The sequence below is a fragment of the Paraburkholderia sp. BL23I1N1 genome (genome assembly GCF_003610295.1).
Classification (GTDB): domain Bacteria; phylum Pseudomonadota; class Gammaproteobacteria; order Burkholderiales; family Burkholderiaceae; genus Paraburkholderia.
The window spans coordinates 4962924-4976174 of sequence record NZ_RAPV01000001.1; the positions used below are offsets into that span (position 1 = coordinate 4962924).

General features: G+C 61.1%; 11 protein-coding genes. All 11 read right to left on the reverse strand.

Going from position 1 to position 13251, the window contains the following annotated elements; all coding sequences use genetic code 11:
* Positions 1–287: 287 nt before the first annotated feature.
* Complete coding sequence (locus B0G76_RS23225; protein ID WP_120294618.1) at positions 288–1610, reverse strand: FAD-binding oxidoreductase; 1323 nt, start codon at positions 1608–1610, stop codon at positions 288–290.
* Positions 1610–2902, reverse strand: coding sequence for an FAD-binding oxidoreductase (locus tag B0G76_RS23230; protein ID WP_120294619.1), 1293 nt, complete (start codon positions 2900–2902; stop codon positions 1610–1612). Before B0G76_RS23230 ends, B0G76_RS23225 begins: the two co-directional genes overlap by 1 nt.
* A 73-nt stretch (positions 2903–2975) precedes the next feature.
* On the reverse strand, positions 2976–4559 hold the full coding sequence (locus tag B0G76_RS23235) for a DUF3138 family protein (protein WP_120294620.1): 1584 nt from the start codon (positions 4557–4559) through the stop codon (positions 2976–2978).
* A gap of 38 nt (positions 4560–4597) precedes the next feature.
* The gene (locus B0G76_RS23240; RefSeq protein ID WP_120294621.1) at positions 4598–5509 is read right to left on the reverse strand and encodes an ABC transporter permease subunit; all 912 of its coding nucleotides are present in this window, start codon (positions 5507–5509) and stop codon (positions 4598–4600) included.
* Entirely contained in the window at positions 5506–6480 is a 975-nt protein-coding gene (locus tag B0G76_RS23245; RefSeq protein WP_120294622.1) for an ABC transporter permease subunit, read from the reverse strand. Before B0G76_RS23245 ends, B0G76_RS23240 begins: the two co-directional genes overlap by 4 nt.
* Complete coding sequence (locus tag B0G76_RS23250; RefSeq protein ID WP_409076726.1) at positions 6477–7640, reverse strand: ABC transporter ATP-binding protein; 1164 nt, start codon at positions 7638–7640, stop codon at positions 6477–6479. Before B0G76_RS23250 ends, B0G76_RS23245 begins: the two co-directional genes overlap by 4 nt.
* A gap of 210 nt (positions 7641–7850) precedes the next feature.
* Positions 7851–8972: a polyamine ABC transporter substrate-binding protein gene (locus B0G76_RS23255; RefSeq protein WP_120294624.1), complete on the reverse strand. Its 1122-nt coding sequence runs from the start codon at positions 8970–8972 to the stop codon at positions 7851–7853.
* 73 nt (positions 8973–9045) lie between these two features.
* Positions 9046–10491 carry an aspartate aminotransferase family protein gene (locus tag B0G76_RS23260; RefSeq protein ID WP_120294625.1) on the reverse strand — a complete coding sequence of 482 codons (1446 nt, stop codon included), beginning with the start codon at positions 10489–10491 and terminating at the stop codon, positions 9046–9048.
* 61 nt (positions 10492–10552) lie between these two features.
* Positions 10553–11887, reverse strand: coding sequence for a glutamine synthetase family protein (locus B0G76_RS23265; protein ID WP_120294626.1), 1335 nt, complete (start codon positions 11885–11887; stop codon positions 10553–10555).
* Positions 11888–11919: 32 nt separating this feature from the next.
* Positions 11920–12714 (reverse strand): gamma-glutamyl-gamma-aminobutyrate hydrolase family protein, encoded by a 795-nt coding sequence (locus B0G76_RS23270; protein ID WP_120294627.1) that lies wholly within the window; start codon positions 12712–12714, stop codon positions 11920–11922.
* Positions 12715–13018: 304 nt separating this feature from the next.
* Complete coding sequence (locus B0G76_RS23275; protein ID WP_035516723.1) at positions 13019–13222, reverse strand: hypothetical protein; 204 nt, start codon at positions 13220–13222, stop codon at positions 13019–13021.
* Positions 13223–13251 lie beyond the last annotated feature (29 nt).

A 13251-nucleotide genomic window follows, 5' to 3' on the forward strand; every position in this document is an offset into this window, starting at 1 on the left:
ACCTGCGCAGCGCAAGAGCCGTACGCAGGGTTACCGAGTATGGGGTGAGTCGACGCGGTGCCGACGCTCACCCGTCAGTTACGCGCTGGTGCCGACCGACCGTTGACAGAGGGCCGGTTTTCCCTTATCTGGTGCTCGAACTCAGCCGGAAGGAGGGCGTCGGTACATGCTTTTTTGTGCAGGCACACGCTTTTTTGTGTAGGTGCAGCCTTTTTTGTGTAGGTGCAGCCTTTTTTGTGCAAGTACCGACTTTTTTGTGCGTCATCATGAAGCGTTTGAACACCGGACTAAAACAACTCAAGAATCCGGTGATACATCATCCCGAGTTCGAGCGCCGGCCCACGCAAGGCCGGACCGCCCGGAAAGCGCGTATGCCGCAACTGCGCGAAGATATCGAAGGCCGCCGTCTCACCGGCCATGGCTTTAGCAATCACGCGCCCGGCAATCCCGGTCAGCGCCACGCCGTGCCCCGAAAACCCCTGCACGTAGAAGTAGTTCGGATCGATCGAGCCGAAATCGGGCGCGCGATTGCGCGTCACGTCGACGAAACCACCCCACGCATAGTCGATTCGTACATCGCCGAGTTGTGGGAACACGCCGATCATGCGCTTGCGAATCTCTTCGCCGAGTTGCACGGGCGACGCGCCGGTCGAACTCGCGCGTCCGCCGAACAGCACGCGATGATCCGCCGACAAACGGAAGTAATCGAGGAAGAAGTTGTTGTCGCAAATCGCCTCGCGCCCTTTAATCAGCGCGTCGGCGCGTGCTTTGCCGAGCGGCTCCGTGGCGACGATATACGACGCAATCGGCGCAATGCGTGCGGCCACCGGCGCAGGCAATACGTCGCCGATCGTGGCATTGCCGCACGCGGCGACGAAACGGCAGCGCACCTCGCCGTTAGCGGTCCGCACAGCAGGCCGCGCGCCGCGTACGATTTCAGTCACCGGCGAATGCGCGAACAGTTGGGCGCCTTCGCGACGCGCCGCATCGGCGAGCCCGAGGCAGTATTTGAGCGGATGCAGATGGCCGGAAAACGGATCGTAGACGCCCGCCAGATAGCGTCGCGACGCGACGCGTGAACGCACTTCATCGGTATCGAGCCACGAGAGTTTCGTATATCCCCAGCGTTGCGAGGCCGACTCCATCCACGAACGCAAATCCGGCACTCGCTTGGGTTTGGTCGCCACCGTCAGATAGCCGGAGGTGAAATCGCAATCGATGCCGTAACGCTCGATGCGCTCGCGCACCAAAGCGACCCCTTCCACCGACATGGCCCAGGTAGCGCGCGCGCCGTCGAGACCGAGCTGACGTTCGATGATCTCGTCTTTCGCGAAACCGACCAGCGTCTGCCCGCCGTTGCGGCCCGACGCGCCCCACCCCGGACGGTGCGCGTCGAGTACCACGACCGATAAGCCGCGCGCCCGGCATTCCAGCGCCACCGACAAACCGGAGAAGCCCGCGCCAATCACGCACACGTCGGCTTCCACGGTGCCGGCGAGCATCGGATCGTCGGCAAGCGGACGGGCCGCGCTCGCTTCGTAGTAGGAGTTGGCGATCAGCGCATTGGCGCGGCGGTCGAGGGTATTGAATCCAGGAGTCGGAGCATTCATCAAAGCAGGTCCTTCATTCGATACCAGGCCATCGCGAGCACGAGGGCAGGGGTGCGCAATGTAGCGCCACCCGGGAAGTCGCGGTGACGAATCTTGCTGAACAGATCGAAGCGCGACGCCTGGCCATCGATGGCTTCGGCGATCAGTTTGCCGGCAAGCCCCGTGGTATTCACGCCGTGGCCCGAAAAGCCTTGCGCGAAATAGACGGTAGGCGACAGGCGCCCGAAATGCGGCGCGCGATTCATTGTAATGTCGACGAAACCGCCCCACGCATAGTCGATTTTGACGTCGTCGAGTTGCGGGAAGGTCTTCAGCATGTCGCGGCGCATCGCCTCACCGAGGTTGCGCGGCGCGAACGTCGAATAGCTGACTTTGCCGCCCCACAGCAGGCGGTTGTCGGGAGCCGGGCGGAAATAGTCCAGCACGAAGCGGCTGTCGCACACGGCCGCTTTCGCCGGCATCAGCGCTTCGGCGCGATAGGGGTCGAGCGGTTCGGTGGCGATCACGTAGGTGCCGACGGGCATGATCTTGCTGGCGACATCCGGCGCGAGTTCGCCGAGATAGGTATTGCAGGCGAGCACGACGAATTGCGCATTCACCTTGCCACGCGCGGTTTCGGCCACATGCCGGCCGTTTTCCTGACGCAGCGCGGTGACGCAGCTGTCTTCGAAAATCTGCACGCCGGCGGCGCGTGCCGCGCGCGCGAGACCGAGCGTGTAATTCAGAGGATGCAGATGGCCGCTATCGGCATCGAACAATCCGCCAAGATAGCGTTGCGATTGAACATAGTCGCCGACGCCGTCGGCGTCGACATAACTGAAACCGTTATAGCCGAAGCGCCGTTGTGCTTCGTCGCGCCATTTTTGCAGCGCATCCGTATCGCGCGGCTTGTTCGCCGCGGTCAGGTAACCGATGGTCAGGTCGCAGTCGATCTCGTGCTTCGCGACGCGTTCCTTGACGATATCCAGGGTTTCGAGCCCCATGTCCCAAACACGCTTCACGTCATTCGCGGGCATGAACTTCGCGAATGTGTCGATATCGCAGGCAAAACCGCCGATCAACTGGCCGCCGTTGCGGCCGCTCGCGGCCCATCCGACTTTCGATGCTTCGAGCACCGCGACCGAGTGACCGCGTTCGGCGAGATTCAACGCAGTCGAGATGCCGGTGAGACCCGCGCCGATCACGCAGACGTCGACATTGAGCGTGTCTTCGAGCGGGGGATGGCGCGTGGTGTCGTTGGCGGTTGCTGCGTAATACGAGGCGACGTGAGGCTGGTTTGAGAATCGGAGCATAGGCAGAGCATGCAGAAGAGGCCTTGGCGCGTGGCCCGCGGTCAAGCCGGGCCACGCGATGAGGCGGGTCGTTTTAGAACGAGTAAATGAACTGTGTCGCGAGCAGGTCGTTGGACTTGCCGTACGAGCCGTCGTTCTTCAGGAACACCTGTTTGTTCGCCCAGTCGTGGCGATATTCCACCTTGACCGTGATCTGCTGGGTCGGGAAGAACAGCAGATCGAGCGAAACGTCCTGACGGGTGGCGCCCTTGCACTCGAAGCCGACACCGCCGTTCGCCTTCGAATTGGCGAGACAATCCGCGCCGATACCGAAGCCGTTGGCCGTGTCCATGCCGTTCGAATTCAGCGCAATGCCGCCACCGCCGCCGCCGTTCTTGCTGTCAACCAGCAGGTCGTAGCGGGCGGTCACGCCCATACGGCCGACCACCGGCAGCGAGAACTTGCGGTGCGCGAGCAGCGAGAGGCCGTACCACTGCGCCTGGCCGCCGTTGAACGCGGCGTTCTGCTGCTGACCGTAGTCGAGTTCGGCGTTGTACTGCACATCCGCCAGCGTGTAGGTCAGGTCGGCTTCGCCGAAGAAGAACGTGCCGCCCGCCCCAGGCGCGTTGCCGCCCACGCCGTATTTGATCGGAAGCGGGTTACCGTTCGCATCCGTTGCCGCCGAAGCCGGCAGCGTCTGACGGCCGATGTTGAACGAACCGCCCACATCGAGCGCGCTGGACCACGTGTAGTCGACCCGCGACGTGAAGGTCGGGATCTTGTTGCTGGTCGTGATCGGATCGCCCAGTGCATTCGTGCCGATCTGCGTCGTCGCGCCGTACGTGCGGTACTGCTCGTTGCCGAGGAAGAACTTCCACGCCCAGTTGCCCGTCGTATAGTTCGCGCCCGCGCCGATGTAGCTGCCCGGATCCGAGAAGTCATACAGCAGGTTGTGCGTGAGCGTGAGCATCTGGTTCGACTGCTGCACCTCGTAGCCGCCGAAGCTCGGAATCAAACCGGCCACGAACGTCGTGGTTGCCGTGACCGGCACATTGACGACCGCGGTATTCAGGATGTTGTTGCCGATGTTGCCGTGCGAGTTCTGCAGCAGCGTAATACCGTTGCCGCGGTTCGGCATCAGGGTGATTTCGGCCGACGGCGCCATCGGGCCGACACCGAAGGTCTTCTTGATGTCGAGGTACAGATCGCCGAACGTGCTGTTGAAGTAGTTGTAGCTGCTTTCGTGGTTCGCGAACAGGAACGACGAACTGCTCTGCGCGCGGTTATAGATGTAGGTCGGGTCGATATAGCCCGTTATCGACAGACCCGCGATCGGACCCGTGTTCGCCGCGTCTTCCAGCGAGTCGACCTTCAACTGCTGGTTGGCGATCTGCTGCTTCATCGCCGTGACGTCGTCGTTGCTCAACGAGGCTTGCGCCTTGCCGTAATCCGGCGAGGAGACGTCCACCGGCGCGGCCACCACCGCCGGGGCAGGGGCTGCGGTCGCCGCTGCCGCTGCTTTAGGCTTGCTCGCGACTTCGGAGCGCAACTGCTTCACCTCCTTCTGCAGCGCGTTGAGCTGGGCCTGCAGCGCCTTGATCTGGTCGCTGGTGGCGTCTGCCATGGCCATGCCAGGCAGACTCCCCGCCACCAACAGACAGATGAGCTTCTTTCTCATGCAAATTCTCCTTATTGGTCGTATTGCAAAAGGACTTCTTATGCGCTTGCCGTATCGAGCGATTTCCGTACGGCGGCTTGTTGTGGTGCTAACGGCAAGGGGTCGGCGGCTTCGGCGAGTGCGAAAGCCATCTGCATGTCGCGATTGCGCTTGCGCTCACGCACCTGCATCCAGCGGTTGACCGCGATCACGCCGATCGTCACCGTGGTGATGAAGATCGTGGCAAGCGCGTTCATTTCCGGATTCAAACCGAGACGCACACGCGAGAACACGACAAGCGGCAAGGTGGTGGAGCCCGGGCCCGACAGGAACGCGGAGAGCACGAGGTCGTCGAAAGACAGCGTGAACGACAGCAGCCAGCCGGACATCAGCGCCTGCGAGATCAGCGGCAGCGTGATCAGGAAGAACACCTTGAGCGGCGTGGCGCCGAGATCGAGCGCGGCTTCTTCGAGCGACTTGTTGAGCTCCTTCACCCGCGACTGCACGATGATCGCCACGTACGAGACGCACAGCATCACGTGACCGATCCAGATCGTGAAGAGGCCACGGCCCTTCGGCCAGCCGAGCATCTGTTCGAGCGCGACGAACAGCAGCAGCAGCGAGATGCCCTGAATCACTTCAGGAATCACGAGCGGTGCGTTGATCATGCCGGCGAACAGCGTGAAGCCGCGAAAGCGTCCGAAGCGGGCCAGCACGAACCCCGCCCACGTACCGATCACGACCGATGCACACGCGGTCAGCAGACCGATTTTCAGCGACAGCCACGCGGCGTTGAGCAGTTCGCCGTCCTGCAGCAGCGCGCCATACCACTTCAGCGAGAAGCCGGACCAGACCGTGACGAGCTTCGACTCGTTGAACGAATACACCACCAGGCTGATGATCGGGATATACAGAAACAGAAACCCGAACGTCAGCACGCTATTGGAAAGCGTTCTATTTGGCTTGATCATTTCGCGCCCTCCAGTTCCTTGACCTGGTAGTACTGGAACACGGCCATCGGCACGAGCAGCAGTAGCACCATGGCGACGGTGACAGCGGATGCCATCGGCCAGTCCATATCGTTGAAGAATTCATCCCACATCACGCGGCCGATCATCAGCGTATCGGCGCCGCCCAGCAGTTCAGGAATCACGTACTCGCCGACCGCCGGAATGAACACCAGCAGACTGCCGGCGATAATCCCGTTCTTCGACAGCGGCAAGGTGATGCGCGTGAACGCGGTCCACGGTTTGCAGCCAAGGTCGTAAGCCGCTTCGAGCAGCGTCAGATCCATCTTCACCAGGTGCGCGTACAGCGGCATCACCATGAACGGCAGGTATGAATAAACCATGCCGATATAGACGCCAATATCCGTGTGGTAGAGGCGCAACGGTGAATGGATCATGCCGATGGCCATCAGCGTGTGATTGAGCAGGCCGTCGTCCTTCAGGATGCCGATCCATGCGTAGACGCGGATCAGGAACGACGTCCAGAACGGCAGCATCACGCCCATCATCAGCAGGTTGCGCTTGGTGGGCTCCGAGCGGGCGATGTAATACGCAATCGGATAGCCGATCAGCAGACAGAAGAAGGTCGAGATTCCAGCCATCTTCAGCGAGCTGATATACGTCGCCACGTACAGATCGTCCTGCAGCAGGAACGCGTAGTGGCTGAGCTGCATGGCGAAGTGCACCATGCCGTCCTTGACCATCACGAGATCCGTGTACGGCGGAATGCCCAGGCGCAGATCGGCGAAGCTGATTTTCAGCACCAGCACGAACGGCAACGCGAAGAACAGAAAGAGCCACAGGAACGGCACACCGATCACGGTCGTACGGCCCGACGGCACCAGCATCGCGAGGCGTTTTTTCAGGGAGCCGAGCAGCCGGCTGCCGGACGGCGCGCCGAGCGCCGCAGGGGAGGAGGTAGTGGGATTGCTCATTGCGTCAGCACCACGCCGCTAGCCGGCGACCAGTAGACGAACACGTCGTCGTTATAGGACGGCGCACCTTCGCTCATCAGGTGCGAGCTGGAGAGATTCGACACAACCGTCTTGCCGCTCGGCAGGCGCACGTGATACAGCGAATAACTGCCCATGTACGCGACGTCCGAGACCACGCCGCGCGCCCAGTTGTGCGGCGTGCCCGGCCGTTCGAGCGAGACCTTCACGCGTTCCGGGCGCACCGAGATGCCTACCGGCATGCCGAGCGGCCCGGTAATGCCGTGGCTCACGTAGATGCGCGATTCAAGGTCTTCGCTTTCGACGAAGATGTGGTCCGGTTCATCCGCGACCACGGTGCCTTCGAACAGATTGGTCGAGCCGATGAACTCCGCCGAGAAGCGGCTATTCGGAAACTCGTACACCTGGCTGGGCGAGCCGATCTGCACGATGCGGCCTTCGCTCATCACGGCGAGGCGCCCGGCCATCGTCATCGCTTCTTCCTGATCGTGCGTCACCATCACGCAGGTCACGTCGACCTTCTCGATGATGTTGACCAGTTCGAGCTGGGTTTTCTGGCGGATCTTTTTATCGAGCGCCGACATCGGTTCGTCGAGCAGCAGCAGCTTGGGGCGCTTGACGAGCGAGCGGGCCAGCGCCACACGCTGCTGCTGTCCACCGGACAGCTGATGCGGCTTGCGTTGCGCGTATTTGCTCATCTGCACCAGATTGAGCGCGTCGGCAACGCGTTCCTTGATTTCGTTCTTCGGCGCGCCTTCCTGCTTGAGGCCGAAGGCGATATTCGCTTCGACGCTCATGTGCGGGAACAGCGCATACGACTGGAACATCATGTTGACTGGCCGCTTGTAAGGCGGCATCGCGGCGAGATCTTCGCCGTCGACGAAAATGCGCCCGGACGTGACCGACTCGAGCCCTGCGAGCATGCGCAGGAGCGTGGACTTGCCGCAGCCGGAGCTGCCGAGCAGTGCGAACAGTTCGTTCTTGGCGATGTTCAGACTGACGTTGTCGACAGCGGTGCTGTCGCCGAATTTTTTCACGACATTTTCGATGCGAACGAATTCGTCCGATTTCGATTTTGTCGTCGGGGCGGGGCGGGCCATCTGGGTGGCGCCGGCTACGCTTTTTGATGTCGTCGAGTTCATGATGTAACCATTCCTTGCGGATCGCGAGCGCAAGTGTCTCCATACGAGGCGCGGGAAGCGGCTCGCAAGATGCGCTGCGATCGGAAAACACGGGACTGCGCGCGGGTGGACCTTAAAAGCACGCAGGCTGACTACTGTTACTGCCATTCATGCGCTCAGGGTTCGAGCGATCCCTGAGCGCGGAATCGATTCTTATTAATTGGCCATTAATTAATGACCGGTTTTAAGCTGCGCCCAAAGGCGGTTTTCAAGGCGCAGAATGTCGGTGGGCATCGGTTTCATGAGCGTCATCTTGCTCAATACTTCGTCACCCGGATAAACAGTCGTATCCTGTGCGACGCCCGGCGTGACGAACTGGCGCGCGGCCTTGTTCGCAGTCGGGTAGAACACTTCATTAGTGATCGCGGCGTTGACCTTCGGGTCTTCGATGTAATTGATCCACTTCAGCGCGGCTTCAGGGTGCGGCGCGTCTTTCGGGATCACCATCACGTCGAACCACAGCAGACCGCCTTCCTTGACGTTCGAGAATTTCACCTGATACGAACGCTTGGCTTCAGCGGTACGGCGGCTGGCGATGCCGACGTCGCCGGACCATGCCACGGCGACGCAGACGTCGTTGTTAGCGAGATCGTTGATGTAGCCGGACGAATTGAATTGGGTGATATACGGGCGGACTTTCTTCAGCACTTCGAACGCGGCCTGATAATCGGCAGGGTTCGTGCTGTTCGGGTCCTTATGCATGTATTGCAGCGTGGCGGCGAACACGTCGACCGCCTGGTCGAGGAACGACACGCCGCAGCCTTTCAGCTTTGACAGATTGGCCGGGTCGAACACGAGCGCCCAGCTATCGACCGGCGCATTCGCACCGAGTGCTTTCTGCACGGCCTGCACGTTGTAGCCAATACCGTCAGTACCGTAGGCCCAAGGTACACCGTACTGATTGCCCGGATCCGCGTCGCTAATCATCTTCATCAGCACAGGGTCGAGGTTCGCAAGGTTCGGTAGCTTCGATTTGTCGAGCTTCATGTACACGCCGGCCTGAATCTGCTTGGCCATGTAGTTCGACGTCGGGACCACGATATCGTAACCGGAGCTGCCCGCGAGCAGTTTGGCCTGCAACGTATCATCGCTATCGTAGTTATCGTATTTGACCTTGATGCCGTCCTGCTTCTCGAAGTTCGGGATCGTGTCCTTCGCAATATAGTCGGACCAGTTGTAGACATTCAGTTCCGTGTCGGCCGCAAGGGCCGGCGTAACCGACAACGCCGCAAAACCCGTGAAGGCGAGAAGCGCGGCCCCCGCGACCGCATGACGAAGATGACAAACGCTCATGGTTTTTTCCCTTGATGTGAAGAACCGGCATGAGCGCGAATCGTGGGTGTGCCCATGCCGGAACGAACTGCCGTTACGAAATGCCGAGTTGTTGTGCAGTCGCGTCGATGGCTTTTTTGGCCTTCGAAACGATTTCGTCGATTTCCAGCTTGTTGATCACGAGCGGCGGCGACAGAAGCATCCGGTCGCCGGTGGCGCGCATGATGAGGTTGCCGTTGAAGCAGAAGTCGCGGCAGATCGTGCCGACGTCACCGCCATTGGCGAATCGCTTGCGCGTTTTCGGGTCTTCTGCGAGTTGCAGGCCGGCCACCAGACCCGCGCCGGCGATTTCACCGACGATCGGGTGATTGGCAAACGTGTCGCGCAACTTCTTCTGGAAGTACGGACCCGTGTCGGTCTTGACGCGTTCGACGATCTTCTCGTCGCGCAGAAGTTTCAGATTGGCGAGCGCCACCGCCGCCGCCACCGGGTGGCCGGAGTAGGTGAGGCCGTGATTGAAGTCGCCGTGCTCGATGATGGCCTTGGCCACGCGATCATGCAGGCCGACCGCGCCCATCGGCACATAGCCGCTCGTCAGGCCCTTGGCCAGCGTGATCAGATCCGGCTCGAAACCGAAGTGCTGATGCGCGAACCATTCGCCAGTCCGGCCGAAGCCGCCGATCACTTCGTCGGCGACCAGCAGGATGTCGTACTTGCGGCAGATGCGCTGGATTTCCGGCCAGTATGTCGAGGCCGGGAAGATCACGCCGCCCGCACCCTGGAAAGGCTCACCGATAAACGCGGCGACATTGTCCGCGCCGATTTCGAGGATCTTCGCTTCGAGTTGCTGCGCACGGGCCAGCGCGAATTCTTCCGGCGTCAGATTGCCTTGTGCTTCGCCGAAGAAATACGGCTGGTCGATATGAACGATGTTCTCGACCTTCGAGGGCATCTGGTCATGCATGTAGCCCATGCCGCCCAGCGTGCCGCCGGCGATCGTCGAACCGTGATAGCCGTTCTTGCGCGAGATGACGACCTTCTTCGAGTGCTTGCCTTGCGTCGCCCAGTATTGATGGACGATGCGCAGCACGGTGTCGTTGCCTTCCGAACCGCTGTTGCAATAGAAGAAGTGATTGAACGGTTCCGGCGCCAGCTCCGCGAGCATGGCCGACAGTTCGATCACCGGCGGATGCGTGGTCTTGAAGAAGGTATTGTAGAAGGGCAATTCCTGCATTTGCCGGTACGCGGCGTCGGCCAGTTCCTTGCGGCCATAACCGACGTTCACGCACCACAAACCGGCCATGCCGTCGATGATCTTGTTGCCTTCCGAATCCCACAGGTACACGCCTTGCGCTTTGACGATCACGCGGCTACCGGCGCGATTGAGCGAGCCCATGTCCGAAAACGGATGGATGTGATGGGCCGCGTCGAGCGCGCGGTATTCGGCGGTGCTGCGTTGTTGTGTGGCTTGTACGCTTGCGGCGGCGCTGGGTTGCAGGGCCGGTTGCACGTAAGCGACTTCTTCTGTTCTGTAGCTCATACTGCCTCCAGGTTTTTTGCGTTTGCGGGCGACGTTATGAATGAAGACCGTGAATCGGGTCTTAAACGTGCAGCAGCAAATGCCGGCGTTCCCACGAGCTGATCACGCGGAAAAACGCTTCGTATTCGGTTTCTTTCAGAGCGAGGTACGCCTTGACGAATTTCTCGCCGAGAATCTCGGCCATCGGTTCGCACGCGCCCATCAGTGTCAACCCTTCTTCCAGATTGCGCGGCAACTGGTAGGGCAGTTCGTAACCGTCGCTGAGCAGCGGCTCGGTTGGCTCCAGATTTTGCGTCATGCCAAGATACCCGGCAGCCAGTGTCGCGGCAATCGCCAGATACGGATTGCAGTCCACGCCCGGGATGCGGTTTTCGATGCGGCGAGCAGCCGGCCCCGAATGCGGAATCCGGAAGCCCACCGTACGGTTGTCGTAACCCCATGCCACGTTGATCGGCGCAGCCATGAAGCGCGACAGGCGGCGATACGAGTTGATGTACGGCGCGAAAATCGGCATCAGCGCCGGCGTGTATTTCTGCAAACCGGCGATATAGCCGGTGAAGAGCGACGTGGGCTTGCCGTCCGCACCGGTGAACAGGTTGTGGCCGGTTTCTTCGTCCACGAGGCTCTGGTGCATGTGCATCGCCGAGCCCGGTTCGCCTTCCATCGGCTTGGCCATGAAGGTCGCGTACATCTTGTGACGCAGCGCGGCTTCACGCACCGTGCGCTTGAACAGGAACACGCTGTCGGCAAGCTTCAGCGGATCGCCGTGCATGAAGTTGATTTCCATCTGCGCGGCGCCGACTTCGTGAATCAGCGTGTCGACTTCCAGTTCCTGCACCTCGCAGTATTCATAGATGTCTTCGAACAGCGGATCGAATTCGTTGACCGCTTCGATCGAATACGCCTGACGTCCAGTCTCCGGACGGCCCGTGCGACCGATGGGCGGTTGCAGCGGCAGATCCGGGTCCTTGTTCATGTCGACCAGATAGAACTCGAGCTCAGGCGCGATAACCGGCTTCCAGCCCTTGGCCTTATAGAGTTCGAGCACGCGGCGCAGCACACGGCGCGGCGAGATCGCGACGGGCGTGCCGTCGAAGTGAACGCAATCGTGAATCACCTGGGCGGTCGGATCGACAGCCCATGGAATCATGCGGATGGTGCTGGCGTCGGGCACGCACACCATATCCGGATCGGTGACGCCGGTGAGCGTGCCGTCTTCCGGATAGTCGCCTGTGACGGTCTGGATCATCACCGCCTGCGGCAAGCGCATGGACTCGCCGGATTCGAACTTGCTGCGCGGAATGATCTTGCCGCGTGCGATCCCGGCCATATCCGGAATGATCGCTTCGATCTCGGTGACGCGGTTCTTCTTCAGGAAGTCGTCGATTTCATGCATGGTTATTCTCTCAGTTTTGGTGCGCGACCGGCTCAGGCATGCGTGGCGGCGGCGGATGCCGCGCCATAGCCGGCCTTGGTGCGCATTCGATCGCGGCAGGCTTTGCCGAAGGCGCGAAAGATCGCGGTGGACAGTGCGTCGCTGGCATGCTTCCATTCCGGGTGCCACTGCACACCCAGCGCGAAGGCACGCGCATCTTTCACACTGACCGCTTCGATCAATCCGTCCGGCGCGATGGCTTCAGCCACCAGTCCCACGCCCAGCCGCTCGACGCCCTGACCGTGCAATGAATTCACACGCGCTTCATTCGTGCCGCCCGCGAGGCGCTGCAACAAGCCGCCCTCTGTCAGCCTGATCGAATGCGACGGTGCGTATTGCACGTCGAGGTCGTCTTCCTTGTTCTCGCGATGGTCGTTCAAGCCGGCCACCGCGTGAACGCTTTGATGCAACGTCCCGCCGAACACCACGTTCATTTCCTGGAAGCCCCGGCATACCGCCAGCACCGGCACGCCCGCGGCGATTGCCGCGTTCAGGAGCGGCAGCGTCGTCGCATCGCGTGCGGCGTCGTGCAGCGTGCCCGGCGTGCTGGGATGACCGCCGTAGCGGTGCGGCTCGACATTCGAATAGCTGCCGGTAAACAGTAAGCCGTCGACGGCGTCCAGCACGTCCGCGGTGGACTGACGCTCGCCGAGCGCCGGCAGCAACATGGCCAGCGCATGCGAGCCGTCCACGATCGCCGCGATGTATTTCTCGCCGGTGACGTGCGATGGGTGGACTCCCATCATCGTTCTGTCGGCGCTGATGCCGACCAGGGGTTTGTTTCGCATAACAGGTAGACGTGTATGTTCCCCGCGGGACGCGGCACGAACAACGTTAAACACAGCGCGGCACGATTCCGCAACCGGACGCAAGGCGTCAGGCCACCGGGTAGTGCAGGCGGCCGTCGTCAACTGAACGCGCCGCGCGTGGTATCAGATGGGCCGTTCGATTTGATCCGTTGCGGTGCGCAACTGATCTGATCCGCATGAAGCGCATAGGCGGCAGACGGCACCGCACATGCACGAACGCATGGCTCAAGAGAGAGCGCGCTCACGCAAACGGACAAATCGAACGGCAAAAAGGGGGGAGGCGCTACGGCAGCAACGAGGCGACTTCGTCCGTGCGCACGGCAATGAAGGCGCGCGCGGAGATGGAGTTGTGACGTCGAACTGAACGGCGGGACAGGATCGTGAAGACGGACAGGAAGCGGCGGAACGCAAGGCTGCCGTTGCTGCCGTCGGCGATGGCGCCGTCAGCGCGAGGACAACTCGCCTGACTTCGATTCCATCTCACCAAAGGGCCTCGGACTCTCACGATTACACTCG

Bases quoted from the DNA above. Each gene is read 5' to 3' on its own strand.
- B0G76_RS23225 (WP_120294618.1), bottom strand. From the start codon at position 1,610: ATGAATGCTCCGACTCCTGGATTCAATACCCTCGACCGCCGCGCCAAT.
- B0G76_RS23230 (WP_120294619.1), bottom strand. From the start codon at position 2,902: ATGCTCCGATTCTCAAACCAGCCTCACGTCGCCTCGTATTACGCAGCA.
- B0G76_RS23235 (WP_120294620.1), bottom strand. From the start codon at position 4,559: ATGAGAAAGAAGCTCATCTGTCTGTTGGTGGCGGGGAGTCTGCCTGGC.
- B0G76_RS23240 (WP_120294621.1), bottom strand. From the start codon at position 5,509: ATGATCAAGCCAAATAGAACGCTTTCCAATAGCGTGCTGACGTTCGGG.
- B0G76_RS23245 (WP_120294622.1), bottom strand. From the start codon at position 6,480: ATGAGCAATCCCACTACCTCCTCCCCTGCGGCGCTCGGCGCGCCGTCC.
- B0G76_RS23250 (WP_409076726.1), bottom strand. From the start codon at position 7,640: ATGAACTCGACGACATCAAAAAGCGTAGCCGGCGCCACCCAGATGGCC.
- B0G76_RS23255 (WP_120294624.1), bottom strand. From the start codon at position 8,972: ATGAGCGTTTGTCATCTTCGTCATGCGGTCGCGGGGGCCGCGCTTCTC.
- B0G76_RS23260 (WP_120294625.1), bottom strand. From the start codon at position 10,491: ATGAGCTACAGAACAGAAGAAGTCGCTTACGTGCAACCGGCCCTGCAA.
- B0G76_RS23265 (WP_120294626.1), bottom strand. From the start codon at position 11,887: ATGCATGAAATCGACGACTTCCTGAAGAAGAACCGCGTCACCGAGATC.
- B0G76_RS23270 (WP_120294627.1), bottom strand. From the start codon at position 12,714: ATGCGAAACAAACCCCTGGTCGGCATCAGCGCCGACAGAACGATGATG.